The 24,340-nt window shown below is 54.4% G+C and carries 24 protein-coding genes and 1 pseudogene; 10 read left to right on the forward strand and 15 right to left on the reverse strand.

Going from position 1 to position 24,340, the window contains the following annotated elements; all coding sequences use genetic code 11:
- The first annotated feature begins 394 nt into the window (after positions 1-394).
- Positions 395-3,601 carry a ribonuclease E gene (rne, locus tag ABVM99_RS03270; RefSeq protein ID WP_052894948.1) on the forward strand — a complete coding sequence of 1,069 codons (3,207 nt, stop codon included), beginning with the start codon at positions 395-397 and terminating at the stop codon, positions 3,599-3,601.
- 256 nt (positions 3,602-3,857) lie between these two features.
- Here rne and flgL read toward each other — a convergent pair whose 3' ends face one another.
- From flgL to flgB, 11 genes are all read right to left on the reverse strand, one after another.
- Positions 3,858-4,811 carry a flagellar hook-associated protein FlgL gene (gene flgL / locus ABVM99_RS03275; protein ID WP_001223032.1) on the reverse strand — a complete coding sequence of 318 codons (954 nt, stop codon included), beginning with the start codon at positions 4,809-4,811 and terminating at the stop codon, positions 3,858-3,860.
- Positions 4,812-4,825: 14 nt separating this feature from the next.
- Positions 4,826-6,487, reverse strand: a complete 1,662-nt coding sequence (gene flgK / locus ABVM99_RS03280) for a flagellar hook-associated protein FlgK (protein ID WP_000096425.1) — start codon at positions 6,485-6,487, stop codon at positions 4,826-4,828.
- Positions 6,488-6,551: 64 nt separating this feature from the next.
- Entirely contained in the window at positions 6,552-7,502 is a 951-nt protein-coding gene (gene flgJ / locus ABVM99_RS03285) for a flagellar assembly peptidoglycan hydrolase FlgJ (protein ID WP_000578685.1), read from the reverse strand.
- Positions 7,502-8,599, reverse strand: a complete 1,098-nt coding sequence (locus ABVM99_RS03290) for a flagellar basal body P-ring protein FlgI (protein WP_058799591.1) — start codon at positions 8,597-8,599, stop codon at positions 7,502-7,504. The genes flgJ and ABVM99_RS03290 overlap by 1 nt, the downstream gene beginning before the upstream one ends.
- Positions 8,600-8,610: 11 nt before the next feature.
- Positions 8,611-9,309, reverse strand: coding sequence for a flagellar basal body L-ring protein FlgH (flgH, locus tag ABVM99_RS03295; protein ID WP_001174897.1), 699 nt, complete (start codon positions 9,307-9,309; stop codon positions 8,611-8,613).
- A gap of 54 nt (positions 9,310-9,363) precedes the next feature.
- Positions 9,364-10,146 carry a flagellar basal-body rod protein FlgG gene (flgG, locus tag ABVM99_RS03300; protein ID WP_000625851.1) on the reverse strand — a complete coding sequence of 261 codons (783 nt, stop codon included), beginning with the start codon at positions 10,144-10,146 and terminating at the stop codon, positions 9,364-9,366.
- A gap of 13 nt (positions 10,147-10,159) precedes the next feature.
- The gene (locus ABVM99_RS03305; RefSeq protein WP_000349278.1) at positions 10,160-10,915 is read right to left on the reverse strand and encodes a flagellar basal body rod protein FlgF; all 756 of its coding nucleotides are present in this window, start codon (positions 10,913-10,915) and stop codon (positions 10,160-10,162) included.
- Positions 10,916-10,935: 20 nt separating this feature from the next.
- Positions 10,936-12,147: a flagellar hook protein FlgE gene (gene flgE / locus ABVM99_RS03310; RefSeq protein WP_000010563.1), complete on the reverse strand. Its 1,212-nt coding sequence runs from the start codon at positions 12,145-12,147 to the stop codon at positions 10,936-10,938.
- Positions 12,148-12,173: 26 nt separating this feature from the next.
- The gene (flgD, locus tag ABVM99_RS03315) at positions 12,174-12,872 is read right to left on the reverse strand and encodes a flagellar hook assembly protein FlgD (RefSeq protein WP_000020450.1); all 699 of its coding nucleotides are present in this window, start codon (positions 12,870-12,872) and stop codon (positions 12,174-12,176) included.
- An 11-nt stretch (positions 12,873-12,883) separates the two neighbouring features.
- Entirely contained in the window at positions 12,884-13,288 is a 405-nt protein-coding gene (gene flgC, locus ABVM99_RS03320) for a flagellar basal body rod protein FlgC (protein WP_001196448.1), read from the reverse strand.
- A gap of 3 nt (positions 13,289-13,291) precedes the next feature.
- A complete protein-coding gene (gene flgB, locus ABVM99_RS03325) occupies positions 13,292-13,708 on the reverse strand; it encodes a flagellar basal body rod protein FlgB (protein WP_000887043.1) in 417 nt (138 codons plus the stop codon).
- Between the two features lie 156 nt (positions 13,709-13,864).
- On the opposite strand from flgB, the gene flgA reads away from it, so the two are divergent.
- The 3 genes from flgA (at position 13,865) to flgN (ending at position 15,336) form a co-directional block, all read left to right on the forward strand.
- Positions 13,865-14,524 (forward strand): flagellar basal body P-ring formation chaperone FlgA, encoded by a 660-nt coding sequence (gene flgA / locus ABVM99_RS03330; protein ID WP_020898673.1) that lies wholly within the window; start codon positions 13,865-13,867, stop codon positions 14,522-14,524.
- A 91-nt stretch (positions 14,525-14,615) separates the two neighbouring features.
- Positions 14,616-14,909, forward strand: a complete 294-nt coding sequence (flgM, locus tag ABVM99_RS03335; protein ID WP_000020893.1) for a flagellar biosynthesis anti-sigma factor FlgM — start codon at positions 14,616-14,618, stop codon at positions 14,907-14,909.
- A gap of 4 nt (positions 14,910-14,913) precedes the next feature.
- A complete protein-coding gene (flgN, locus tag ABVM99_RS03340; RefSeq protein ID WP_000197547.1) occupies positions 14,914-15,336 on the forward strand; it encodes a flagella biosynthesis chaperone FlgN in 423 nt (140 codons plus the stop codon).
- Positions 15,337-15,417: 81 nt separating this feature from the next.
- Here the strand turns inward: flgN and murJ are convergent, their stop codons facing one another.
- The 4 genes and pseudogenes from murJ to rimJ all read right to left on the reverse strand — a co-directional run bounded on the left by murJ (position 15,418) and on the right by rimJ (position 19,448).
- Entirely contained in the window at positions 15,418-16,953 is a 1,536-nt protein-coding gene (murJ, locus tag ABVM99_RS03345) for a murein biosynthesis integral membrane protein MurJ (RefSeq protein ID WP_001537775.1), read from the reverse strand.
- Between the two features lie 303 nt (positions 16,954-17,256).
- Positions 17,257-18,179 (reverse strand): annotated as a pseudogene (locus ABVM99_RS03350) (Gfo/Idh/MocA family protein).
- Position 18,180: 1 nt separating this feature from the next.
- Positions 18,181-18,828: a YceH family protein gene (locus tag ABVM99_RS03355; RefSeq protein WP_023203490.1), complete on the reverse strand. Its 648-nt coding sequence runs from the start codon at positions 18,826-18,828 to the stop codon at positions 18,181-18,183.
- Between the two features lie 35 nt (positions 18,829-18,863).
- Entirely contained in the window at positions 18,864-19,448 is a 585-nt protein-coding gene (gene rimJ, locus ABVM99_RS03360; protein WP_000468204.1) for a ribosomal protein S5-alanine N-acetyltransferase, read from the reverse strand.
- Between the two features lie 236 nt (positions 19,449-19,684).
- Between rimJ and mdtH the strand changes: the two genes are divergently transcribed.
- The 6 genes from mdtH to bssS all read left to right on the forward strand — a co-directional run bounded on the left by mdtH (position 19,685) and on the right by bssS (position 24,302).
- Positions 19,685-20,893: a multidrug efflux MFS transporter MdtH gene (gene mdtH / locus ABVM99_RS03365; RefSeq protein WP_000092178.1), complete on the forward strand. Its 1,209-nt coding sequence runs from the start codon at positions 19,685-19,687 to the stop codon at positions 20,891-20,893.
- Positions 20,894-20,956: 63 nt separating this feature from the next.
- Positions 20,957-21,604, forward strand: coding sequence for a glutaredoxin 2 (gene grxB, locus ABVM99_RS03370; RefSeq protein WP_000780893.1), 648 nt, complete (start codon positions 20,957-20,959; stop codon positions 21,602-21,604).
- A gap of 124 nt (positions 21,605-21,728) precedes the next feature.
- The gene (locus tag ABVM99_RS03375; RefSeq protein WP_000713054.1) at positions 21,729-22,289 is read left to right on the forward strand and encodes a lipoprotein; all 561 of its coding nucleotides are present in this window, start codon (positions 21,729-21,731) and stop codon (positions 22,287-22,289) included.
- A gap of 103 nt (positions 22,290-22,392) precedes the next feature.
- Complete coding sequence (pyrC, locus tag ABVM99_RS03380) at positions 22,393-23,439, forward strand: dihydroorotase (protein WP_023195830.1); 1,047 nt, start codon at positions 22,393-22,395, stop codon at positions 23,437-23,439.
- Positions 23,440-23,512: 73 nt separating this feature from the next.
- Positions 23,513-23,758: a DNA damage-inducible protein I gene (dinI, locus tag ABVM99_RS03385; RefSeq protein ID WP_001217763.1), complete on the forward strand. Its 246-nt coding sequence runs from the start codon at positions 23,513-23,515 to the stop codon at positions 23,756-23,758.
- Between the two features lie 289 nt (positions 23,759-24,047).
- Positions 24,048-24,302, forward strand: coding sequence for a biofilm formation regulator BssS (gene bssS, locus ABVM99_RS03390; RefSeq protein ID WP_000414441.1), 255 nt, complete (start codon positions 24,048-24,050; stop codon positions 24,300-24,302).
- Positions 24,303-24,340 lie beyond the last annotated feature (38 nt).

The following is a 24,340-nucleotide window of genomic DNA, read 5'->3' on the forward strand; positions in this document are numbered from 1 at the left end:
TATAACAAGGTTAGCAGTGGAATAATGATGCGGTTTCCGCACCGAAACTTGTTAAAACAAAAAGTTTAGCGGAATAACCCATTTTGTCTGACCGATCATCAACGCAGCAATGGCGTAAGACGTATTGATTTTTCAGACAGTTAGCGGGCTGCGGGTTGCAGTCCTTACCGGTAGATAGGATCTTCTCTGGAGAGTAATGCCCAGGCTGCTTCCCTGATAATTGCGCTGTGTTTCCGTATGAAATACAGGCAACCGACACTCTGCGCCTCTTTGAGCTGACGATAACCGTGAGGTTGGCGACGCGAAATAGTCACGAGGCCATCGGTTCATGCCCGGTAAGGCGTCACCATGCCCGCAGCTTAGTCGTCAACGTAAGAATAATGAGTAAGTTACGATGAAAAGAATGTTAATCAACGCGACTCAGCAGGAAGAGTTGCGCGTCGCCCTTGTAGATGGGCAGCGTCTGTACGATCTGGATATAGAAAGCCCCGGACACGAGCAGAAAAAAGCGAACATCTATAAAGGCAAAATTACCCGTATTGAACCGAGCCTGGAAGCGGCTTTTGTTGATTACGGCGCAGAACGTCACGGTTTCCTCCCGTTAAAAGAAATTGCCCGCGAATATTTCCCCGCTAACTACAGCGCTCATGGTCGCCCGAACATTAAAGACGTGTTACGCGAAGGCCAGGAAGTCATTGTTCAAATCGATAAAGAAGAGCGCGGCAACAAAGGCGCGGCGTTGACCACCTTTATCAGTCTGGCGGGCAGCTACCTGGTGCTGATGCCGAATAACCCGCGCGCGGGTGGTATTTCCCGTCGCATTGAAGGCGACGATCGTACCGAGTTAAAAGAAGCGCTGGCCAGCCTGGAACTTCCTGAAGGGATGGGGCTTATCGTACGTACCGCGGGCGTGGGTAAATCCGCCGAAGCGTTGCAGTGGGATTTAAGCTTCCGCCTGAAACACTGGGAAGCCATTCAGAAAGCCGCTGAAAGCCGTCCCGCGCCGTTCCTGATCCATCAGGAAAGCAACGTCATCGTACGCGCGTTTCGCGACTATCTGCGTCAGGATATCGGTGAAATCCTGATCGACAATCCAAAAGTGATGGAAATGGCGCGTCAGCATATCGCCGCGTTGGGCCGCCCGGATTTTAGCAGCAAAATTAAGCTGTACACCGGTGAAATCCCGTTGTTCAGCCATTACCAGATCGAATCGCAGATCGAGTCAGCGTTCCAGCGTGAAGTGCGCCTGCCCTCCGGCGGCTCCATCGTCATTGACAGTACCGAAGCGTTAACCGCCATCGATATCAACTCCGCCCGCGCGACTCGCGGCGGCGATATCGAAGAAACGGCGTTTAATACCAACCTGGAAGCGGCCGATGAGATTGCCCGCCAGTTGCGTCTGCGCGACCTGGGCGGCCTGATCGTTATCGACTTTATCGATATGACGCCGGTACGTCACCAGCGCGCGGTAGAAAACCGTCTGCGTGAAGCGGTACGTCAGGACCGGGCGCGTATTCAGATTAGCCATATTTCCCGCTTCGGCCTGCTCGAAATGTCGCGTCAGCGCCTGAGCCCGTCGCTGGGCGAATCCAGCCATCACGTGTGTCCGCGCTGTAGCGGTACCGGCACCGTGCGCGATAACGAATCTCTGTCGCTGTCCATTCTGCGCCTGATTGAAGAAGAAGCGCTGAAAGAGAATACGCAGGAAGTCCATGCCATTGTTCCGGTGCCGATCGCCTCTTATCTGCTTAACGAAAAACGGACGGCAGTTAACGCTATTGAGACGCGTCAGGATGGCGTCCGCTGTGTCATCGTCCCGAACGATCAGATGGAAACGCCGCACTATTCCGTGCTGCGCGTACGCAAAGGGGAAGAAACGCCGACCCTGAGCTACATGCTGCCGAAGCTGCACGAAGAAGCGATGGCGCTGCCTTCTGAAGAAGAGTACGCCGAGCGTAAACGCCCGGAACAGCCTGCGCTGGCGACATTCGCTATGCCAGATGTGCCTCCGGCGCCGACGCCTGTCGAACCGGCGGTTAGCGTCGCCACGGCGAAAAAGGATAATGTTGCCGCCGCGCAGCCTGCCCAGCCGGGTCTGTTTAGCCGCTTCCTAAACGCGCTGAAACAACTGTTCAGCGGTGAAGAAACGAAAGCCGTCGAAACAGCCGCGCCGAAAGCGGAAGAAAAAGCGGAGCGTCAGCAGGATCGTCGCAAGCCACGGCAGAACAACCGTCGCGATCGTAACGAACGCCGCGACACCCGTGATAACCGTGCCGGACGTGACGGCGGCGAGAGCCGCGACGATAATCGTCGTAACCGTCGCCAGGCGCAGCAGCAAAATGCGGAAACGCGCGATACCCGCCAGCAGGAAACGGCGGAAAAAGTGAAAACCGGCGATGAGCAGCAACAGACGCCGCGTCGCGAACGCAGCCGCCGCCGCAATGATGACAAGCGCCAGGCGCAGCAGGAAGTAAAAGCGCTTAACCGCGAAGAACAACCTGTCCAGGAGACCGAGCAGGAAGAACGCGTTCAGCAGGTTCAGCCGCGCCGCAAGCAGCGCCAGCTTAATCAGAAAGTCCGCTTTACCAACAGCGCAGTGGTTGAAACGGTTGACACGCCGGTCGTCGTCGACGAACCACGCCCGGTTGAAAACGTTGAACAGCCCGTTCCAGCGCCGCGTACCGAGTTGGCGAAAGTTGATTTACCTGTCGTCGCCGATATCGCGCCGGAGCAGGATGATAGCGTAGAACCTCGCGATAATACCGGTATGCCGCGTCGCTCCCGCCGTTCTCCGCGCCACCTGCGCGTAAGCGGTCAGCGTCGCCGTCGCTATCGTGACGAGCGCTACCCGACACAATCGCCGATGCCGCTAACCGTCGCCTGCGCGTCGCCGGAAATGGCGTCCGGTAAAGTCTGGATCCGCTACCCGATTGTCCGTCCTCAGGAAACGCAGGTTGTTGAAGAGCAGCGTGAAGCAGATCTGGCGCTGCCACAACCGGTTGTCGCTGAACCGCAGGTTATCGCTGCGACCGTAGCGTTAGAACCACAAGCGTCGGTACAGGCGGTAGAAAACGTTGCCGTTGAGCCGCAGACCGTCGCCGAACCACAGGCGCCGGAAGTCGTCGAGGTCGAGACAACGCATCCGGAAGTCATTGCCGCGCCGGTTGATGAACAGCCGCAACTGATTGCCGAAAGCGATACGCCGGTGGCGCAAGAGGTTATTGCTGACGCCGAACCGGTAGCAGAAACCGCCGACGCGTCCATTACGGTGGCTGAAAACGTGGCTGATGTTGTCGTTGTCGAGCCAGAAGAAGGGACAAAAGCGGAAGCGGCTGTTGTGGAGCACACGGCAGAAGAAACCGTTATCGCACCGGCCCAGGTGGTGGAAAAGCCGCAGGACGTTGTCTGCGTTGACGACGATCATAACCACGCCAGCGCGCCGATGACGCGTGCGCCAGCGCCGGAATATGTGCCGGAAACCCCGCACCATAGCGACTGGCAGCGCCCTTCCTTCCACTTTGAAGGTAAAGGCGCAGCAGGCGGACACAGCGCCACACGTCACGCCAGCGCCCCGGCGACACGCCCACAGCCGGTAGAATGATGTAAATACCGATACAAAGCCGACCGCCAGGTCGGCTTTTTTATGCCCCTTACAGGGCGATGCCTCACCCCATGGCGTCTTTTAGTCACTCCAGGCGTTTATGAGATCGGGCGGGATAATACGTACGGATGGCGTCGCTACGGGCGCGACAATATGACCACTAACTCAATGATGACTAAAAAAATGCCCGCGCCGGGGTGGATGGCGCGGGCAGACAAAACATATCCAGTTTCGTGATATGTTTCAAAAAGAGGTGTTACCGGTTCAACTGGAAAAGCGACATTCCCTGCATGTCGGTAAACGTTTTATAGGACGCCTGTAATGCCGCCTGTTGCATTACGTAGGAGGAGATGACCGAGTTCCAGTCCACATCTACCAGGTTGCTCATCTGCAGCTTCTGTCCCAGCGCACGGTCGCTTCCCAGTGAATCCAGCGTACTGAGTTCGCTCAGTTGCGTTCCCAGTTCCGCACGAACGGTCAGGACGTTATTGAGCGAATTTTTTAAGCCGCGATTGGTTTTATCAATGGCGGCAGCGGCCTTTTCTTTTTCCACGTCATTGCCTTCCACCGGGGTCTTGAGTGCGGCAATTGCCGTATCGAGCATGACAAACAGATTCTTTTCGGAGTCCGAGCCATCCGGTTCCGGCACCGCATTGCTGGTGATGCTATTAAAAATTTGCGCTCCCGTATGGCCAATTACCATCGTGCGTGCGGAATCCACCTGCTGGGTAACACTTTTCTCGCCGCCATGATAACCACCTGTCGCCTGGTCGAATGGCGCCGCTTCCGTTTTATACCCGGCAAAGATATAGCGACCATTGCCGTCAGTGCTGTTTGCCAGGTTCATCAGCTGATCGCGGATGCCCTGTAAATCCGTCGCCAGCGACGCGCGGTCATCGTCGCTTAACGTGCCGTTTCCGGCATAGACGATTTTTTCCTGCGCGGTTTGAATCGCCGTCGTCACCTGACTGAGTACGCTTTCTTCCAGCGACACTTTTTGGGTGGCAAACGTACGCGCCAGGGCGTACTGGCTATTCTGCGCCTGCGCCTGAGAGAGTACTACCGCCTGCGACGCGGCGATCGGATCGTCAGATGGGTTGGTAACGCGCTTACCGGTAGACATCTGCTCGCCCAGCTTCATCCATTCGGCCTGAGAATTAGTGATGCCGCTCATATTTTGTTCGTACATCATCTGGGTACTGATACGCATGTCATCCTTCTCCTTTAGCGAATATTCAGTAACGCATCAAACAGCGCATTCGCGGTCTGCAATACTTGCGCATTCGCCAGATAATACTGCTGATAACGCTGCAAATTGCCGTACTCTTCGTCGAGGTTAACGCCGGAAACCGACTGTTGCTGTTTATAAAGCTGTTTAACCACATTCGCCTGCGTGGTGCTGCTGGTTTTCAGCGTTGACGTTTTGTTACCCACATCGCTGACCAACGTGGCGTAAGCATCGTTAAAGGTTTTGTTGCCGCCCACTACATTGCTGTTTTGTAAGTCCAGCAATGCCTGACCATTGCGGTTATCGCTGTCGCCGGTATCCACATCAGGATCGAGTTTTGACTCAGACGCCATCGCAATCTCGGCTTCATTTGTCACTTTAACGTTCATGTCGACGATAGCATTGCTGACCGGCTTGAGAAGAAAACTGTCGTTTTTCTGTGCGCCAGTCCCTACCGTCACTTTCAGACCGTCAATCTCCAGTTTTCCGTCAGCATCTTTTGTCGCCGTGAAAGTGGTGTTATCCGCAGTGCGAGTAACCTGCCAGTCTGTACCGTCAAAAACAATCTTATAATCCGTCGCCTGAACCTTCGTGCTGTCGACCACCTTAGCGGTTAGCGATACCGTTTTATCGGCATTATTACTGTTGCTATATACCACCGGCGAGCCAATGCTAAAGAAGTCTTTCCCTTTATTGCCGTCGGCGTCATAACCTTTGGTATGCTGCGCGTTAAACGCATCGGCAAACGCCAACGCCAACTGGCCCAGCGTATTACGAGTCTGATCCAGATCCTGAGAACGGAACGTCAGTAGCCCGCCGAGCGAACCGGTGTTCAGCAACTTTTCCGGAATTTCGATGTTACCGGCGGCCTCATCGACATAAGCGACAGTCGTTCGCGTCGGGTCGGCGCTGGAGGGAACCGCCGCCAACTGACGCGCCGTCGACCCCTGCACCAGCGTATAGCCATTGGCCATCGTCAGGTTATAGGTGCCGCCGTCCTGTACACTCACCTCGACGCCAACGATCTTGTTAAGCTCGCTGACCAACTGATCACGCTGATCGAGCAGGTCGTTCGGCGATGCGCCCGCGCCTACGCCCGTCATACGGGAGATTTGATCGTTCAGGTTAGCTATCTGCTTCGCGTAATTGTTGATTTGCGCCACGCTGGAGCCAATCGCGATATTGACCTGTTTATCCTGATCGCGCAGATACTGATCGGTGGTTTTGAACTGGTTTACCAGCCCTTCCGCTTTACCAATCAGCGCCTGACGCGCCGCAGGATCTTCCGCATTACTGACTAACGTTTGCAGGCTGGTAAAAAAACTCTGCAACGAACCAGACAGCGAGCTGGATTTATCGGCCAGCAGGTTGTCGATTTTCGACATCTGTTCATAGCGCGTGGTCAAGCCGCTGCTCTGGTTTTGCGCGCCGCGTAGCTGATTAGTGATAAACGCATCATATTCGCGCTGTACGCCTGAAACGTAAACGCCATTACCTATCCAGCCGCCAGCCCCTAACGTACTGTTTGCCTGCGCCAGAATAGTTGTCTGCCGGGTATAACCCGCAACGTTATAATTGTTGATGTTATTACTGACCGTATTTAACGCGGCCTGCGCGGCGTTAAGTCCGCTCATGGCGTGATTAATCAAGCTGGACATGATGGTTCCTTTTAATCCTTCAATACTCGTTGTTATCGGCAGCGACTACGTGGACTTGAGCAATTTAAAAGAGATTGTCGAGATTCGCGCTGTAGGTTTTGCTGACCTTTTCACTCATCGCTTTCAACTGCTGAATCATGCTGGTCAATTTACGCGCGTAATTCGGGTCAGTGGCGTATCCGGCGTTTTGCAGAGCCACTGCGCCCTGCTCTGCCGTGGCGGCAGTGGTCACGGCAGCGTAGCGTGGGTTACGCGTTAACAGCGCGACATAATCCGATAACGCCTCCAGATACGAGCTATAGACGCGGAATTTCGCTTTCACTTTTTTCGCTTCGCCATTTTCGTATTCAGTGGTGGTGATTTCCGTCACCGGCCCTTTCCAACTGGCGGTCGCTTTCACGCCAAATACGTTATAGCTGGGTTCGCCATTCTCCCGCAGGATTTGCCGCTGCCCCCAGCCGGACTCCAGCGCCGCCTGCGCCAGAATCAGATGATGCGGCACCCCGCTTTGTTCGCTAGCCAGTCTCGCCGGGAGCGAAAGCCGGGCCAGAAAGTCTTTACTGTCGCCGGAGAGCGGCGCATCGCTGCTGTCCGGCGTTTTCGGTATGGCTTTGCGCACCAGTTGGGTCAGCGCCTGATTTTGATAGCTGTTTACCGTCTCCAGGGAGAATTTAAGCGGTACTTGCGGCGCATCATCTGCAGGCATCGTCTGCCCGCCCGTCATCTGTTTAACCATCATATCCGCCAGCCCCAATCCCTTACCGGCGGTCATCTGCTGGGCGATCTGCTGGTCATACATGCTGGTATACAGACGCGTCTGATCGCTGCTGAATAAACCATCTTTGGGTAAAGCCTCGCGCATACTTTTCAGCATCATCTGGACAAACATCCCTTCCACCTGACGGGCCACAGGACGGATATTCGCCGCCGGGTCCTGGCCCGCTTTCGCTTTCAGTTCGTTCAGAGATTGCGCATCCCAGGCCGCGCTGGCCAGCAATTTACCGTCTCCGATCATCAGATGATTTCCAGTTTGGCGCGTAGACAGCCCGCGCTCTGCATGGACTGCAAAATCGACATCAGGTCCATCGGCGTCGCGCCAAGCGCATTCAGCGCGCGCACTACGCTGTTCAGATTGGCGCTGGAACGCACGCTCTGTAGCGATCCGCCGCTCTGACGCAAATCTATTTGAGTTTGTGGCGTCACCACGGTCTGCCCGCCGCCAAATGGCGTATTCGGCTGGTTGACGTTGAGCTGGCGATTGACTGTCACTGACAAATTGCCCTGCGCCACAGCGCAGCTATCCAGCGTGACTTCCCGATTCATGACCACCGAACCGGTACGCGAGTTGATCACGACTTTTGCATCCTGCGGCGTCACGTTGACTTCCATATTTTGAATGTCCGCCAGAAAACGCACCTGCGAGCTGTTGCCGCTGGGCACGCGTACCTGTACCGTTCGCGCATCAAGCGCAGTGGCGCTGCCGTAACCGCGGGCGCGGTTGATGGCGTCGGTAATTTGCTGCGCCATCGTAAAATCTTCGTCGTTCAATTGCAGATTAATGGTGTGGCCAGCGCCGAACTGAGTCGGCAACTCGCGTTCGATAATCGCGCCATTAGTGATGCGCCCGCCATTAAGCTGGTTAACCTGCACGCTACTGCCGCCTGCGGAAGCGCCCGCGCCGCCGACCAGAATATTGCCCTGCGCCAGAGCATACACCTGGCTGTCCACCCCTTTTAACGGCGTCATTAATAACGTCCCGCCACGCAGACTTTTAGCGTTCCCCATTGAGGAAACGACGACATCGATCGTTTGTCCCTGTCGCGCAAAAGGCGGATACGACGCCGTCACCATCACCGCCGCCACGTTTTTCAACTGCATATTGGTGCCGGTGGGGACCGTAATCCCCAGTTGTGACAGCATGTTATTCAGCGTCTGGGTGGTAAATGGCGTCTGGGTCGTCTGGTCGCCCGTACCGTCCAGCCCGACCACCAGCCCGTAGCCGATCAGCGAGTTTTCCCGTACTCCCTGGACACTGGTCAGATCCCGGATACGCTCGGCGTGCGCCAGAGTGGCAACCAGTGCCAGAACGATTCCTGCAAGAGCTTTAAACACATACACCTCGCTTACATCGGCGACAAATTAAGGAAGAAACGTTGCAGCCAGCCCATATTTTGCGCTTCGTTAATATAGCCGTTCCCGACATATTCAATCCGCGCATCCGCCACCTGTGTCGAGGGAACGGAGTTGCTGCCGCTGATGGTGCGTGGATTTACCACGCCGGAGAAGCGGATGAATTCCGTTCCCTGATTAATCGCGATCTGTTTTTCCCCCACGACGTGTAAATTGCCATTGGCCAGAACCTGATCGACGGTCACGGTCAGCGTGCCGCTAAAGGTATTGCTGGCATTCGCGCCGCCTTTGCCGTTAAAAGAGTTGCCGCCGGAGGCCTCCATATCCGCGCGGGAATTACCGAATAATCCCTGCAGATAACGCGGTACCGTATCAAAACCAAAACTGGTTTTGCCGTCGCGACTGGCATTTGCCGACGAGCTTTTACTGGCGCTGACGTTTTCCTGTAACACAATCGTGAGCGTATCGCCGATATTACGCGGTCGACGATCTTCAAAAAGCGGCTGATAGCCATAATTAATCGGCTGCGCAGACTGAAATATGGAGCCATTCGCCACCGGTACCGGGCCAGGTATCGGCTGCGCCGTGGTCGCCCCCTGCACGAGCGGTTTAGCGGGTATCCAGGCGCATCCTGTCAGCGTCGCGACCATCAGGGCCATAACTGGGTAAGCGTGAAGCGCGTATTTTTGCATTACCTTCATCTTCAAAATCAGGGAGCCGGTGGCGTATCCCCCACCGGCGGCCCCTTAGAGTTGCGTCAGTTTCTGCAGCATCTGATCGGTCGTCGATACTGCTTTACTGTTAATTTCATAGGCGCGTTGAACCTGAATCATATTCACCAGCTCTTCCGCCACGTTAACGTTCGACGTTTCGACATACCCTTGATACAACAACCCCGCGCCGTTGAGCCCCGGCGTGCTTTCGTTCGGCGCGCCGGACGATTGCGTTTCGATATAGAGGTTCTCGCCGATGCTTTCCAGCCCGGTGTCGTTCATAAAGGTGGTCAGGTTAAGCTGCCCGACCTGAACCGGCGCGGCCTGCCCCTGCTGGGTAACGCTGACCACGCCGTCGCGGCCAATCGTGATGCTTAACGCGTTGGCCGGAATGGTGATTGCCGGCTGCACCTGAAAACCGCCCGCCGTCACCAGTTGACCATTCTGATCCACCTGGAAAGAGCCATCGCGGGTATAAGCAGACGTACCGTCCGGCAGCATGACCTGGAAAAAGCCCTGCCCTTTAATCGCCACATCTTTACTGTTGTTGGTCTGCGACAGGTTCCCCTGACTGTGCAGACGCTCCGTGGCGACCGGACGCACGCCGGTACCGATTTGCAGCCCGGAAGGCAGCGTCGTCTGCTCGGACGACTGCGCGCCCGGCTGGCGGATGGTCTGATACAACAGATCTTCAAATACCGCGCGCTGACGCTTAAAACCATTGGTGCTGACGTTTGCCAGGTTATTGGCAATCACATCCATATTGGTTTGCTGCGCGTCCAGACCGGTTTTGGCGATCCATAATGAACTGATCATAAAATGTCCTGTATTAACTCATCGATAGCAGTTGGTTAGCTCGCCCTTCGTTCTCATCTACGCTGGTGATAACCTTCATCTGCATTTCAAAACGACGTGCGTTGGCGATCATGTCGGTCATCGCTTCAACCGGCTTGACGTTACTGCCCTCCAGCACGCCCGACATAATGCGAATTGACGGGTCGGCGGCCAGTACCGCCCCGCGTTCAGCCTGTGCCTCGGCGGTAAGGCGGAATAAACCGTCATCGCTCCGCTGCACCTCATTGCCTTCCGCTTTGACCAGCTTCAGTCGCCCAACGGGCGCCACCGTGTTTGGCGGGTCGCCGGGATTGAGCGCGGAGATCGTGCCGTCTGCCGCAATGGTGATTTCCGACCCTTCAGGAACGGTGATCGGGCCGCCTTCGCCGATAACCGGATGTCCCTGAATGGTTAACTGCCCGGTCGGGCCCACCTGGATATTCCCGTTACGGGTATATCCTTCAGCGCCATCCGCCGCTTGCACCACCAGCCAGCCGTCCTGCTGCAACGCAACATCCAGCGGACGGGAGGTGTAGTCCAACTGACCCGGGGTCATATCCGCCCCGGGCGTCGACGCCGTAACCAGCGTGCGCGTTGCTAAAGAGAGGCCATCAACGGGCACCGCGCGTAGCGCGTTAAGCTGCGCGCGAAAGCCCGGCGTTGAGGCATTAGCCAGGTTGCTGGCCGTTACCGCCTGCTGGTTAAGCGTCTGGCTGGCCGCCCCCATGGCGGTATAAATTGCGTGATCCATTAAGCTATCCCGTCAGGCGCTTAGCGCAGGTTAACCAGCGTATTGAGGATCTGGTCCTGGGTTTTGATGGTCTGCGCATTCGACTGGTAGTTACGCTGCGCGACGATCATATTCACCAGCTCTTTACTCAAATCCACGTTAGAGGCTTCCAGCGCGCCGTTCGTCAGCTTACCGAAGTTGCCGGAACCGGCAGTCCCCAGCAGCGCTACCCCAGAAGCCTGCGTTGCCGCCCAGACGTTATCGCCCTGGGATGCCAGACCTTCGTTGTTGGCGAAGTTAGCCAGCACTATCTGCCCCAGCACCTGCTCCTGCTCGTTGGAGTAGTTGCCAACCACGGTGCCGTCGTTGTTAATCTGGTAGCTCACCAGGTCGCCAGGCTTATAGCCGTTTTGATTGGTGGCGACGATGTTGTTAGCCCCGGTGTTCTGCTGCATGGAGTTAAGGAAGCTGAGGGAGAAGGTGGCCTTAGTCGCGCCATTAATTTCACCGGTTTCGATGTCAACCGTACCACCAGACTCCAGAATCCCGTTTTCATTGAATTTCAGCGTAGTGGACGCCGTTGTTGGCGCAGTGGCTGCAGGATCGCTGCTGTCATGGGTGTACACAGCCCATTCATTATCTTTGGTTTTCACAAAATAGACGTTCATGTCATGGGCATTACCCTGGCTGTCATAAACGGTGACGGTGCCTTTTTTGTTATACGAATCCGCATCACTCACGCTAAAGGGCGTTTTAGACGGTACAGGGTCCGTTGAGTTCAGGTTGATCTGCATTGACGCGGTGGTGGTCGATTTCGCCGCCATCAGCGTGTTCGGAATGGTGATCGGCGCAGGATTCGCCCCCTGCTGAATGGTCGGCGGCGTACCGGTGGCCGGATAGCCGGTCAACTGCATCCCCTGCATATTGACCAGGTTACGGTTCTCGTCCAGTTTGAACTGGCCGTTGCGGCTATAGAACACGGAACCGTTGCTGTCTACCAGGCGGAAAAAACCGTTCTGGCTAATCGCGACATCCAGCCCGCGCCCGGTGTTCGTTGTCGTACCGTCGGTAAAATCCTGGGTAATCCCCGCCACTTTTACGCCCAGCCCCACTTTGGAACCGGCGAACATATCGGCAAATGATGCCGTACCGGACTTAAAGCCATAGGTGGCGGAGTTGGCGATGTTATTACCGATAACATCAAGGTTGGTGGCCGCAGCGTTCAGGCCGCTAACCGCTTGAGAAAAAGACATGACTGACTCCTGATAAGTGTAAGGGCTTAGATTATTTGCCGAACTTCGTCGAGTGTGGTGGTGCCGTAGGTACCCAGATCCAACAGGTTGCCGTTACTGCCCTTCGTCACGCCCTGTACCAGAGCGAATTGCAGCGGCTGCGCCACCAGTTGCGTCCCGCCATTGCTGGCGGTAATCGCAATGTTGTAAGAACCATTCGGTACCGTTGTTCCGTCCGTTTGCTTACCATCCCAGGTAAAGGTGTGTACCCCGGCTCGCAACTCACCGATCTCCAGCGTCCGTACCACCCGGCCATCTTTATCGGTAATGGTTGCCGTCACTTTGTCCGCAGGCTGTTGCAATTCCACGCCAAACGGCGTCGTGGACGTCACGGCCCCTTCTTCCGCGCCTTTACCCGCCAGAATTGTGGTGCCAGGTACCATAACGCCATGTCCAATCAGCGTGGTCGCCTGTAGGGACTGACTATTATCGATTTGCCCGGAAATAGCCCCCAGCGTCGTATTCAGTTTTTCAATGCCGCTCACGGTACTGATTTGCGCCAACTGCGTCGTTAACTCATTATTTTGTAATGGGTTAGTCGGGTCCTGGTTCTTCAATTGCGCGACCAGTAAGGTCAGGAAACTGCTTTGCAGATCGGCAGCGTTGCTTCCGGTCATCGACCCGCTGCCGGTCGTCGTTTTGACGCCCGTGTTGGTCGGGTCATTCATATTTACGGCAATAGACATACGCGCCTCCTTTACTGGCCTAATGTCAGCGTTTTAAGCATCATGCTTTTTACGGTATTCAGGACTTCGATATTTGCCTGATAGCTGCGCGAGGCTGACATCGTGTTAACCATTTCGCCGACCACATCGACGTTGGGCATTTTGACGTAACCATTAGCGTCCGCCAGCGGATTGCCTGGCTCATAAACCAGCTTTTCCGGTGCCTGACTTTCAATCACGCTGGCGACCTTTACCCCGCCAGTGGCTTGACCCGGCGCGGCATCCACCTGAAAAACCACTTGTTTGGCGCGATAAGGCTGTCCGTCCGGGCCGGTGACGCTATCCGCATTCGCCAGGTTACTGGCCGCAACGTTCAACCGCTTGGACTGTGCGGCAAGCGCCGATCCGGCAATATCAAAAATGTTTAACAGCGCCACGAATTAATTTCCTCCCTGTAGCACATTCATCATGCCTTTGAGTTGGCTACCCAGAACGGTAAGCCCCATCTGATATTTGAGACTGTTATCCGCAAACTGCGTACGTTCCCTGTCCATATCTACGGTGTTGCCATCCAAAGAAGGCTGATCGGGTACGCGGTAAAGCAGATCCACTGCGGGAGAAGAGACCGCCTGGGCGGGAATATGGTGAGAGGAAGTCAACGTTAACGCGACGCCGCCGGTTTCTTCCCGTCCACGCACCATCACCTTTTTTAACTCACTGGCAAAATCAATATCGCGCGCCTGATACCCCGGCGTATCGGCATTGGCGATATTCGCCGCTAATATTTCCTGACGTTGCGCGCGCAGATTTAGCGCTTCCTGCTGAAATCGTAAGGCGGCATCGAGCCTGTCGAGCATATCTCCTCCGCAAATGGCAAAATTCAGCCGACAGCTTAAATGCCTTCACGCGCGCGTTATCGCCGGAATAAACGCAAAATGCGTCGCTATTTATTGCGTTGATGCTTGCTTCACACGGGTAGAATCCTGTCATGACATCAACCAGGGGGAAGTACCATGCAAACGTTAAAACGAGGATTCGCCGTGGCGGCTTTGCTGTTCAGCCCCCTGACAATGGCGCAGGACATCAACGCCCAGCTGGCCACGTGGTTTTCCCAGCGTCTGGCTGGCTTCAGCGACGAGGTGGTTGTCACGCTCCGTTCATCGCCCAATCTGCTGCCGAGCTGCGAGCAGCCAGCCTTCAGCATGACGGGCAGCGCGAAGCTGTGGGGCAACGTCAATGTGGTGGCGCGCTGCGCCAATGAAAAACGTTATTTGCAGGTGAATGTGCAAGCGACCGGCAATTATGTCGCCGTTGCCGCGCCCGTCGCGCGCGGCGGAAAATTGACGCCGGCCAACGTCACGCTAAAACGTGGCAGGCTGGATCAGTTACCGCCACGGACGGTACTGGATATCCGTCAGATTCAGGATGCCGTCAGTTTGCGCGATCTCGCTCCCGGGCAGCCGGTACAGCTTACGATGATACGTCAGGCCTGGCGCGTCAAAGCGGGTCAACGAGTACAGGTCATCGCCAATGGCGAGGGGTTTAGCGTCAATGCGGAAGGTCAGGCGATGAATAATGCCGCCGTCGCGCAAAATGCGCGCGTGCGCATGACATCGGGTCAAATCGTGAGTGGAACCGTCGATTCTGATGGGAATATTCTTATTAACCTATAATTGTGTAAAGATTTTGTCGCGGCTGCCGATGAGATATTCAACCATGATGGTAGCTGGCCGCTACAACGTAACCCTCGATGAGGATAAATAAATGAGCATTGACCGTACCTCACCTTTGAAACCCGTTAGCACTGTCCAGACGCGCGAAACCAGCGATACGCCGGTACAAAAAACGCGTCAGGAAAAAACGTCCGCCGCGACGAGCGCCAGCGTAACGTTAAGCGACGCGCAAGCGAAGCTCATGCAGCCAGGCGTCAGCGACATTAATATGGAACGCGTCGAAGCATTAAAAACGGCTATCCGTAACGGTGAGTTAAAAATGGATACGGGAAAAATAGCAGACTCGCTCATTCGCGAGGCGCAGAGCTACTTACAGAGTAAATAAGCGTATGACTCGTTTGTCAGAAATACTTGACCAGATGACCACCGTCCTGAATGACCTGAAGACGGTGATGGACGCCGAGCAACAACAGCTTTCCGTAGGCCAGATTAACGGCAGCCAGCTACAGCGTATTACAGAAGAAAAAAGCTCGTTGCTGGCGACGCTGGATTATCTGGAACAACAGCGCCGTCTGGAGCAGAACGCGCAGCGTAGCGCAAACGATGACATTGCAGAGCGCTGGCAGGCGATTACCGAAAAAACGCAGCATCTTCGCGACCTCAACCAGCACAACGGCTGGCTGCTGGAAGGGCAAATTGAGCGTAATCAACAGGCGCTGGAGGTACTGAAACCTCACCAGGAGCCGACCTTGTACGGGGCTGACGGTCAGACTTCCGTCTCTCACCGCGGCGGTAAAAAAATTTCTATCTAATCATTGCCGGATGGCGACGTTGCGCCTTTCCGGCCTGAATGCCTTGTAGGCCTGATAGCACAGCGCTATCAGGCACTGAATTTACGCCGTCCGGCGAACAAACTCTTTCACTTTAAAGCCCAGCACGGCAAGCGCGGCGAAATAGGCCGCGATACCCGCGATCACTACCGCCATCAAACGTAGCAAACGCCATAACATCGACCCTTGCGACCACTCAGGCATAATATGCAACACGCCGAACAATACGGCAGCCATCACCAGTACGGAAATGATCAGACGCATCAGGAACCACATCCAACCCGGTTGTGGCGTAAAGATATTCTGTTTGCGCAGTTGCCAGTACAGCAGCGACGCATTGAGACATGCCGCCAGACCAATAGAGAGCGACAGCCCGGCGTGTTTCAGCGGTCCAATAAACGCCAGGTTCATTAACTGCGTCATGATTAACGTCACGATGGCGATTTTCACCGGCGTTTTAATATCCTGGCGAGAATAGAAGCCCGGGGCCAGCACTTTTACGACGATCAAGCCAATCAGCCCCACCGAATAGGCGATTAACGCCCGCTGCGTCATCGCCGCATCAAAGGCGGTGAATTTACCGTACTGAAACAGCGAGACCGTCAGCGGCTTCGCCAGGATGCCTAACGCTACCGCGCTCGGCAACGCCAGTAAAAAGCACAAACGCAGCCCCCAGTCCATCAGGCGGCAGTACTCATCATGATTGCCGCTGGCAAAGCTTTTCGACAATGACGGCAACAGGATGGTCCCCAACGCCACGCCCAGCACGCCGGACGGGAACTCCATCAACCGATCGGCATAGTACATCCATGAGACCGAGCCGGAGGCCAGAAACGAGGCGAAAATGGTATTGATGATAAGGGAGATCTGACTGACGGAAACGCCCAAAATCGCCGGCCCCATCTGTTTGACCACCCGCATCGCCCCGGTGTCGCGAAAGTTAATGCGCGGCAGCACCAGCATACCGATCTTTTTCAAATACGGAAGTTGATACACCAGTTGCAGCACGCCGCCGACGGTGACTGCCCAGGCTAACGCCAGCACCGGCGGATTAAAGTATGGCGCGGCGAATAATGCAAAACCGATCATGCTGATATTAAGAAATGTCGGCGCAAAAGCGGGAATAGAGAAGCGATTCCAGGTGTTGAGAATGGCGCCAACCAGTGAAGCCAGCGAGATCAGCAGAATATAGGGAAACGTAATCCGCAGCAGTTGCGTCGTCAGCGCGAATTTATCCGCGGTATCGGCAAAACCCGGCGCGGTTACCATAATCACCCACGGGGCGGCCAGCATACCGGCCACCGTCACGACGGCCAATGCCAGCGTCAACAGGCCGGAAACGTAAGCGACAAAGATCCGTGTCGCTTCTTCACCCTGCTTGCTCTTATATTCCGCCAGGATAGGCACAAAGGCCTGAGAAAAAGCGCCTTCGGCAAAGATCCGGCGTAGTAGATTGGGGAGTTTAAACGCCACAAAAAAGGCGTCGGTCGCCATCCCTGCGCCAAAAATTCTGGCGACAATCGCATCACGGGCAAAGCCCAACACGCGTGAAAACATAGTCATCGAGCTGACGGCAGCCAGCGATTTCAATAAATTCATTTCTTTTGTATTCCAGACCCTGGCGTAAAACTCCTGCATGGCTGATCCATCGACCGGATAACGCAACTTCTGCCGTATCCGGCTGTATCACCGCGCCTGACGGCGACGTTAAAACGTCTTATCAGGCCTTACAGACTCCCCACGGTTTGCCATTATTCACTGTGAAAAGAGGTATTATGTAGAGTGGGCATATATACCCGCCATACTTCGAGCTGCATGTGCGTTAGCTTTTCTGCAACTCGAATTATTGAGGGTATAGTACCTGGATTACGATGAATTACTACCGCCAGATGTTACAGAGGGTTATTCGCTGATGGCGTCCCGCCACAGCGCCTCCACGACGCGCTGGGCCAAAATCGCCTGCTCCCCCGCCATTTCCGGAACCGTCTGATTTTGTACGCAGTCAATGAAATGCCGCGCGCATCCGACAAAACCACGCTGTTCAAGCGTCGTTTGCCAACCCGGAATGGGTTTGATGAAAATACCCTGCCCGCGCTCTTCGCGCCATTCACGCATATCCGTCACGTCATACAGCCCACCGTCGGTGACGGCCTGGACCGATTCACGCTGACTTCCGGCGCGCCGGTGCATACTGGTGGTAATTTGTAGTTTGTCGGCGGAAAAATGATGTTCCGCATAGCACATTTCGCCGGACTCGCTGGTGAGCAACGTGCCGCTGGCAAGGCGCGCCTCGCCGCCCGCCAGCCACAGAGCGGTATCCACAACATGCAGATAGTCATCGAGCAAAGTAAAACGTAAGTCGTGCGGCCCGACGCTATCGGTACGATGTTTATCCATACGCAGTGACGCCGCAGTGCCGAGGCGCGTCTTCAGTTCGCGGTACAGCGGCGCGAAACGGCGATTAAAGCCAACCATCAGCGTCAATTTTTTTGCGCCGCCAGCGCCACCAGCCGTTCGGCATCACGTAGATTTTCCGCCAGCGGTTTATCCACGCAGACATGGACGCCGGCATTGAGAAGTTCGCTGACCACGGCATAATGGCTTGCGGTACTGGAGTGGACGAAGACCGCATCGCAGCCGGACGCTAAATTCGCCAGCGAATCCACATACGGTATGCGCCAGCTTTCGCAGATACGTAAGGCTTTATCCCGCGAAGGAGACCAGGCGCCCTGTAGCGTCCATCCGGCGGTGTTGGTTAATACCGGCAGCCAGGCCTTCTGCGCAATACCGCCTAATCCGACAATGCCAATCCGTAATGTTCTCACATTACTCTCCCAGGTGAGCTAACAAAGAATCCAGCCGCTGCTTTAACTCCGCCACTTCGCTTTCCAGCGCTTCGACGCGCGACTGAAGATTGCCCGACGCACTTTCCGGCGCAGACGTCTGGAGAGACAGTTCATCGACGTCGCCGCAAAAAAGGTGCATATAACGGCTTTCGCGCTTACCCGGTTCACGCGCCAGACGGACGACATACGGGCCGTCCTCACGACTGGCAAGCCGTTCCAGCGTGGATTCAACTTCCGCCATATCGCTGAATTCATGCATCCGCGACGCCCGGCTACGCAACTCGCCGGGCGTTTGCGCGCCGCGCAGCAGCAGCGTAGTGACAAGCGCCACTTCCGCCGCGCTAAGTTTCAGATCGCCAAATTCGGAATTACAGAAACGCTGTTCATATTTGGTGACGCGATTGCCAAACCCGCTGACCGTACGCAAAAAGTGGCGTTTCACCAGGTTATCGAGCTGTTCTTGTACCTCTTGTTCCGTCAGGTTCATCACCGGTTCACGGTTGGTTTTCTGATTACAGGCTGTCACCACCCCGTTGACGGAAAGCGGATACTGTTCCGGCGTTGTCACCTGCTTTTCCAGCAGACAGCCAATCACTCGCGCTTCAGTGGCGGTTAATTCATATTTCATCGTTTTCTCCCTTTGCCTCTCATTCCGTAAGCCGCTCAACGCCCCGGCGTCCATAACGGCGTGGTTAACGCCGTCAGGACATGGTCGCGCCATTGTCCATCAATCAACAGGTAATCTTTCGCATAGCCTTCTTTCTCAAAGCCAAGCCGCGCCAGCAACGCGCCGCTACGTTTGTTGTGCGGCATATAGTTCGCCATGATACGGTGGATATGCTGAGTGCGCTGCATATAGCGAATCGCAGCGGTTAAGGCTTCAAACATCAGCCCTTGCCCCTGCCACTTCTGCGCAATGGAATAGCCCAGATAACAGGCATGAAAAGAACCGCGCACCACATTGGAAAAATTCGCCACGCCGATAATTTCTTTTTCTTCCGGATCAAGTAGCGCGAAATAGAAGGCGGAGCCCTGTTTGTGAAATTCACCGATCATTCCCAGACGCGCCTGCCATCCTGAAGGATAACAATGACTTTCATCACGGACCGGTTCCCAGGGTTTTAAAAAATGACGATTTTCCGCGTAATAATCGGCCAGACGCCAGGCATCACGCTCATGCACTAAACGTACCACCAGACGATCGGTGGTTAAGCGCACTTTTGGCACGTTACTACGATAGCCAAACATTCTATACCTACTCCTTCCTGTAACGTCTTCAGCACGCCAGTAACATTACTATACCTGCGCAACCAGGCTCTGTGAAAAGCGCAAATCGTCATTTTTTGAATTGCTGCCACATTTTGATGAAAACTCTCGATTAAAAAGGACTTTTGATAAAAAAATATTGTCCCGCTAACGGTAGGAAAAAACGAAACGCCGCCGCAGAATAGAAGACGCTCATCTTTTATTTCCCGGGAGGGGAAATGTCGCGCGTCTCGCAGGCGAGGAACCTGGGTAAATATTTTCTTCTCATCGATAACATGTTGGTGGTGCTGGGTTTTTTCGTCGTCTTCCCGCTCATCTCTATTCGCTTTGTCGATCAAATGGGGTGGGCTGCCGTAATGGTAGGGATCGCGCTCGGCCTGCGCCAGTTTATTCAACAAGGTCTGGGCATTTTTGGCGGCGCCATCGCCGATCGCTTTGGCGCGAAACCGATGATTGTCACCGGTATGCTGATGCGCGCCGCAGGCTTTGCCACCATGGGTATCGCGCATGAGCCCTGGCTCTTGTGGTTTTCCTGCTTTCTTTCCGGTCTCGGCGGTACGCTTTTCGACCCGCCGCGCTCAGCGCTGGTGGTCAAATTAATTCGTCCGGAGCAACGGGGCCGCTTCTTCTCTCTGTTGATGATGCAGGACAGCGCGGGTGCGGTGATTGGCGCACTACTGGGAAGCTGGTTGCTACAATACGATTTTCGCCTGGTCTGCGCGACGGGCGCTATTTTGTTCATATTATGCGCCCTTTTCAACGCATGGCTGCTTCCGGCCTGGAAGCTATCAACGGTCAGAACGCCGGTGCGTGAAGGAATGCGCCGCGTCATGAGCGATAAAAGGTTTGTCACCTACGTGCTGACGCTGGCGGGCTACTATATGCTGGCGGTACAGGTCATGTTAATGCTGCCAATTATGGTAAACGATATCGCCGGCTCGCCTGCTGCCGTGAAATGGATGTACGCTATAGAGGCGTGTCTCTCGCTGACGTTGCTCTACCCGATTGCCCGCTGGAGCGAAAAGCGTTTTCGGCTGGAGCATCGGCTGATGGCCGGTTTGCTCGTCATGTCGCTGAGCATGCTCCCCATCGGGATGGTGGGCAATTTACAGCAGCTTTTTACGCTTATTTGCGCTTTCTACATCGGCTCGGTTATCGCCGAACCGGCGCGCGAAACGCTCAGCGCGTCGCTCGCGGACGCGAGAGCGCGGGGAAGCTATATGGGCTTTAGCCGTCTGGGATTAGCCATTGGCGGCGCGATTGGTTATATCGGCGGCGGCTGGTTGTTTGATATGGGTAAAGCGCTTGCGCAGCCTGAACTACCGTGGATGATGCTCGGTATTATCGGTTTCATCACCTTTTTGGCTTTAGGCTGGCAATTTAGTCATAAACGCACGCCACGCCGGATGCTGGAACCCGGCGCCTGATTTGATACCTGTCGCTATCTCCTCCATACTGGTCAGATACCGACAGTCAAATGGAGGAGAAACGTGAAGCTTTATATTTACGATCATTGCCCTTTCTGCGTTAAAGCCCGCATGATTTTCGGCCTGAAGAACATCCCCGTTGAACTTAACGTGTTACAAAATGACGACGAGGCGACGCCCACCCGGATGATTGGTCAAAAGATGGTGCCCATCCTGCAAAAAGATGATAGTCGCTACCTTCCTGAAAGTATGGATATTGTACATTATGTCGACAACCTCGACGGCAAACCGCTGTTAACCGGGAAACGCAATCCAGCCATTGAAGAGTGGTTGCGCAAAGTTAACGGTTACGTTAATCAGCTACTGCTGCCGCGATTTGCAAAATCCGCTTTCGATGAATTTTCTACCCCTGCGGCGCGCCAGTATTTTATCCGCAAAAAAGAAGCCTCATCTGGCAGTTTTGACAACCATCTTGCGCACTCTGCCGGACTGATTAAAAAGATCGGCGATGATTTACGTTTGCTGGATAAACTCATCGTACAGCCTAACGCCGTTAACGGCGAATTATCGGAAGATGATATTCATCTGTTTCCGCTTCTGCGTAATCTGACGCTGGTCGCCGGTATTCACTGGCCGACAAAAGTCGCGGACTATCGCGATAATATGGCAAAGCAGACGCAAATTAATTTACTCTCCTCAATGGCTATCTAACGCCCGCCAGGCGGCAACCCTTTCTTGCCGCCTTTTTCAGCTTTTTCTAGTGGCGCCATGTCCGCTGGCGCGACATGCTGCTTTGTGTCAAGATTAGGGCACAGGCAACATGCTAAGGAACGCCATGAAAAAGTTTTTTTTTGCCGCTGCGCTGGTAGTTAGCGGCCTGTTAGTGGGTTGTAATCAACTTACGCAATACACCATTAGCGAACAAGAAATCAATCAAGCGCTTGAAAAACGGAATAATTTCTCAAAAGATATTGGTCTGCCCGGCATTGCCGACGCGCATATCGTATTGACTAACCTTGCCAGCCAGATTGGTCGGGAAGAGCCTAATAAAGTCACCCTTACTGGCGATGCCAGGCTGGATATGAATTCCCTGTTTGGCAGTCAAAAAGCGACGATGAAACTCAAGCTAAAAGCCCTGCCGGTCTTTGATAAAGAAAAAGGCGCCATCTATCTTCAGGAGATGGAAGTAGTAGACGCCACCGTGACGCCGGAGAAAATGCAATCGGTGCTACAAACGCTCCTGCCTTATTTAAATCAGTCTTTACGTAGCTACTTTAACCAGCGGCCCGCTTACGTGTTGCGTGAGGACAGCAGTAAAGGCGAAGCGTTAGCGAAGAAACTCGCGAAAGGCATTGAAGTTAAACCTGGTGAAATCGTTATTCCTTTCACCAATTGATTCCGGAGGGCGCGCTCGCGCCCTTTTTTTACGTGCAAACGAAAACGTTTCCGCTTATCCTTTGTTTCCGGCAAAAAGACTATTCCTCAGCCGGAGCTTATTAATGACTGCACCATCCCAGGTTTTAAAGATCCGCCGCCCGGACGACTGGCACGTTCACCTTCGCGATGGCGACATGTTAAAAACGGTCGTACCCTATACCAGCGAAATTTATGGTCGCGCTATCGTGATGCCGAACCTGGCGTCCCCCATCACGACCGTTGATGCAGCGATCGCCTACCGCCAGCGTATTCTCGATGCGGTGCCCGCCGGGCATGATTTCGCGCCGTTAATGACCTGCTATTTAACGGATTCGCTCGATGCCGATGAACTGGAGCGTGGTTTCCATGAAGGCGTGTTTACTGCGGCTAAGCTTTACCCGGCCAATGCCACCACTAACTCCAGTCATGGCGTAACGTCAGTCGACGCTATCATGCCGGTACTGGAGCGGATGGAAAAACTCGGAATGCCATTGCTGGTCCACGGTGAGGTGACCCATGCGGAGGTTGATATCTTCGATCGTGAAGCACGTTTTATCGACACCGTAATGGAACCGCTACGCCAGCGTCTGACCGCGCTTAAAGTGGTCTTTGAGCACATCACGACCAAAGATGCCGCGCAGTATGTACGTGACGGCAACGACTACCTGGCGGCTACCATTACGCCTCAACATTTAATGTTTAACCGTAATGATATGCTGGTCGGCGGCATTCGTCCTCACCTGTACTGTCTGCCGATTCTGAAACGCAATATTCACCAGCAGGCGTTACGCGACCTGGTCGCCAGTGGTTTTACGCGCGCCTTCCTGGGGACGGATTCAGCGCCGCATTCACGTCATCGTAAAGAGACCAGTTGCGGCTGCGCCGGTTGTTTCAACGCCCCCTCCGCCCTTGGCAGTTATGCCGCCGTGTTTGAGGAAATGAACGCGCTAGCGCACTTTGAAGCGTTCTGTTCACTGAATGGCCCGCAATTCTATGGCCTGCCGGTGAATACGGGGTGGGTGGAACTGGTTCGCGATGAACAACAGGTACCGGAAAATATCGCGCTGGCTGATGATTCGCTGGTGCCTTTTTTAGCGGGTGAAACAGTACGCTGGTCAGTAAAAAAATAAAAAATGCGCTTACCTGTTGCTATATATTGGATTTAACTGTATATATATCCAGTATATTCAACAGGGGGCCATTATGCGTATTGAAGTCACTATAGCCAAAACGTCACCTCTGCCTGCCGGTGCGATTGATGCGCTGGCGGGCGAACTCTCCCGTCGTATTAGCCATCATTTTCCTGAGAACTTGGGTAACGTCACCGTACGTTACGCTACCGCCAACAACTTGTCCGTCATTGGCGCATCAAAAGAGGACAAAGAACGCATTAGCGAGATTCTCCAGGAGACCTGGGAGAGCGCTGATGACTGGTTCATCAATGAATAAAAAATGATATGCAGTGATGTATGTTTGCCGGGTCGCCCCGGCTTTTTTATTTGCGCAACTGATGAATATTTCGCCTGACCGTCAAAATAATTGCACAACATCCTAAAAAAATATGAATGAACTGCCGCTTTATTGTTCATATAATTCTTAAAAAGAGAAATTTATCCTCCGGTCTCTTTAAAAACGCAGTGAATAGCCTTATTAATTGGTATACTGAAGTTGCTTCAGAAGAAAAACACGCATTGAACCTCGAGAACCGTTGTCTTATAACACGTACCAGGGGGGCATGATGGAAAAGAATAATGAAGTCATTCAGACCCATCCGCTTGTAGGATGGGACATCAGCACCGTCGATAGCTATGATGCGCTGATGCTGCGTTTGCACTACCAGACCCCAAATCGTCCGGAACCGGAAGGGACTGAAGTTGGTCAAACGCTCTGGTTAACGACAGATGTAGCCAGGCAATTTATTTCAATATTAGAAGCCGGCATCGCCAAAATAGAATCAGGTGATTACCAGGAAAACGAGTATCGTCGCCATTAGCGTGACGCGCTCCCCCTCTCTCAGGCACCGTAAGGTGC

It is taken from the genome of Salmonella sp. SJTUF15591, from assembly GCF_043356435.1.
GTDB classification, from domain to species: Bacteria; Pseudomonadota; Gammaproteobacteria; order Enterobacterales; family Enterobacteriaceae; genus Salmonella; species Salmonella enterica.

Coding starts and splice junctions, on each gene's coding strand:
- ABVM99_RS03305 (WP_000349278.1), bottom strand. CDS start 10,915: ATGGATCACGCAATTTATACCGCCATGGGGGCGGCCAGCCAGACGCTT.
- bssS (WP_000414441.1), top strand. CDS start 24,048: ATGGAAAAGAATAATGAAGTCATTCAGACCCATCCGCTTGTAGGATGG.
- flgK (WP_000096425.1), bottom strand. CDS start 6,487: ATGTCCAGCTTGATTAATCACGCCATGAGCGGACTTAACGCCGCGCAG.
- flgJ (WP_000578685.1), bottom strand. CDS start 7,502: ATGATCGGAGACGGTAAATTGCTGGCCAGCGCGGCCTGGGATGCGCAA.
- mdtH (WP_000092178.1), top strand. CDS start 19,685: ATGTCGCGCGTCTCGCAGGCGAGGAACCTGGGTAAATATTTTCTTCTC.
- flgG (WP_000625851.1), bottom strand. CDS start 10,146: ATGATCAGTTCATTATGGATCGCCAAAACCGGTCTGGACGCGCAGCAA.
- flgD (WP_000020450.1), bottom strand. CDS start 12,872: ATGTCTATTGCCGTAAATATGAATGACCCGACCAACACGGGCGTCAAA.
- flgH (WP_001174897.1), bottom strand. CDS start 9,309: ATGCAAAAATACGCGCTTCACGCTTACCCAGTTATGGCCCTGATGGTC.
- dinI (WP_001217763.1), top strand. CDS start 23,513: ATGCGTATTGAAGTCACTATAGCCAAAACGTCACCTCTGCCTGCCGGT.
- ABVM99_RS03375 (WP_000713054.1), top strand. CDS start 21,729: ATGAAAAAGTTTTTTTTTGCCGCTGCGCTGGTAGTTAGCGGCCTGTTA.
- flgB (WP_000887043.1), bottom strand. CDS start 13,708: ATGCTCGACAGGCTCGATGCCGCCTTACGATTTCAGCAGGAAGCGCTA.
- flgN (WP_000197547.1), top strand. CDS start 14,914: ATGACTCGTTTGTCAGAAATACTTGACCAGATGACCACCGTCCTGAAT.
- ABVM99_RS03355 (WP_023203490.1), bottom strand. CDS start 18,828: ATGAAATATGAATTAACCGCCACTGAAGCGCGAGTGATTGGCTGTCTG.
- murJ (WP_001537775.1), bottom strand. CDS start 16,953: ATGAATTTATTGAAATCGCTGGCTGCCGTCAGCTCGATGACTATGTTT.
- flgL (WP_001223032.1), bottom strand. CDS start 4,811: ATGCGTATCAGTACCCAGATGATGTACGAACAAAATATGAGCGGCATC.
- rimJ (WP_000468204.1), bottom strand. CDS start 19,448: ATGTTTGGCTATCGTAGTAACGTGCCAAAAGTGCGCTTAACCACCGAT.
- pyrC (WP_023195830.1), top strand. CDS start 22,393: ATGACTGCACCATCCCAGGTTTTAAAGATCCGCCGCCCGGACGACTGG.
- flgE (WP_000010563.1), bottom strand. CDS start 12,147: ATGTCTTTTTCTCAAGCGGTTAGCGGCCTGAACGCTGCGGCCACCAAC.
- flgM (WP_000020893.1), top strand. CDS start 14,616: ATGAGCATTGACCGTACCTCACCTTTGAAACCCGTTAGCACTGTCCAG.
- flgA (WP_020898673.1), top strand. CDS start 13,865: ATGCAAACGTTAAAACGAGGATTCGCCGTGGCGGCTTTGCTGTTCAGC.
- rne (WP_052894948.1), top strand. CDS start 395: ATGAAAAGAATGTTAATCAACGCGACTCAGCAGGAAGAGTTGCGCGTC.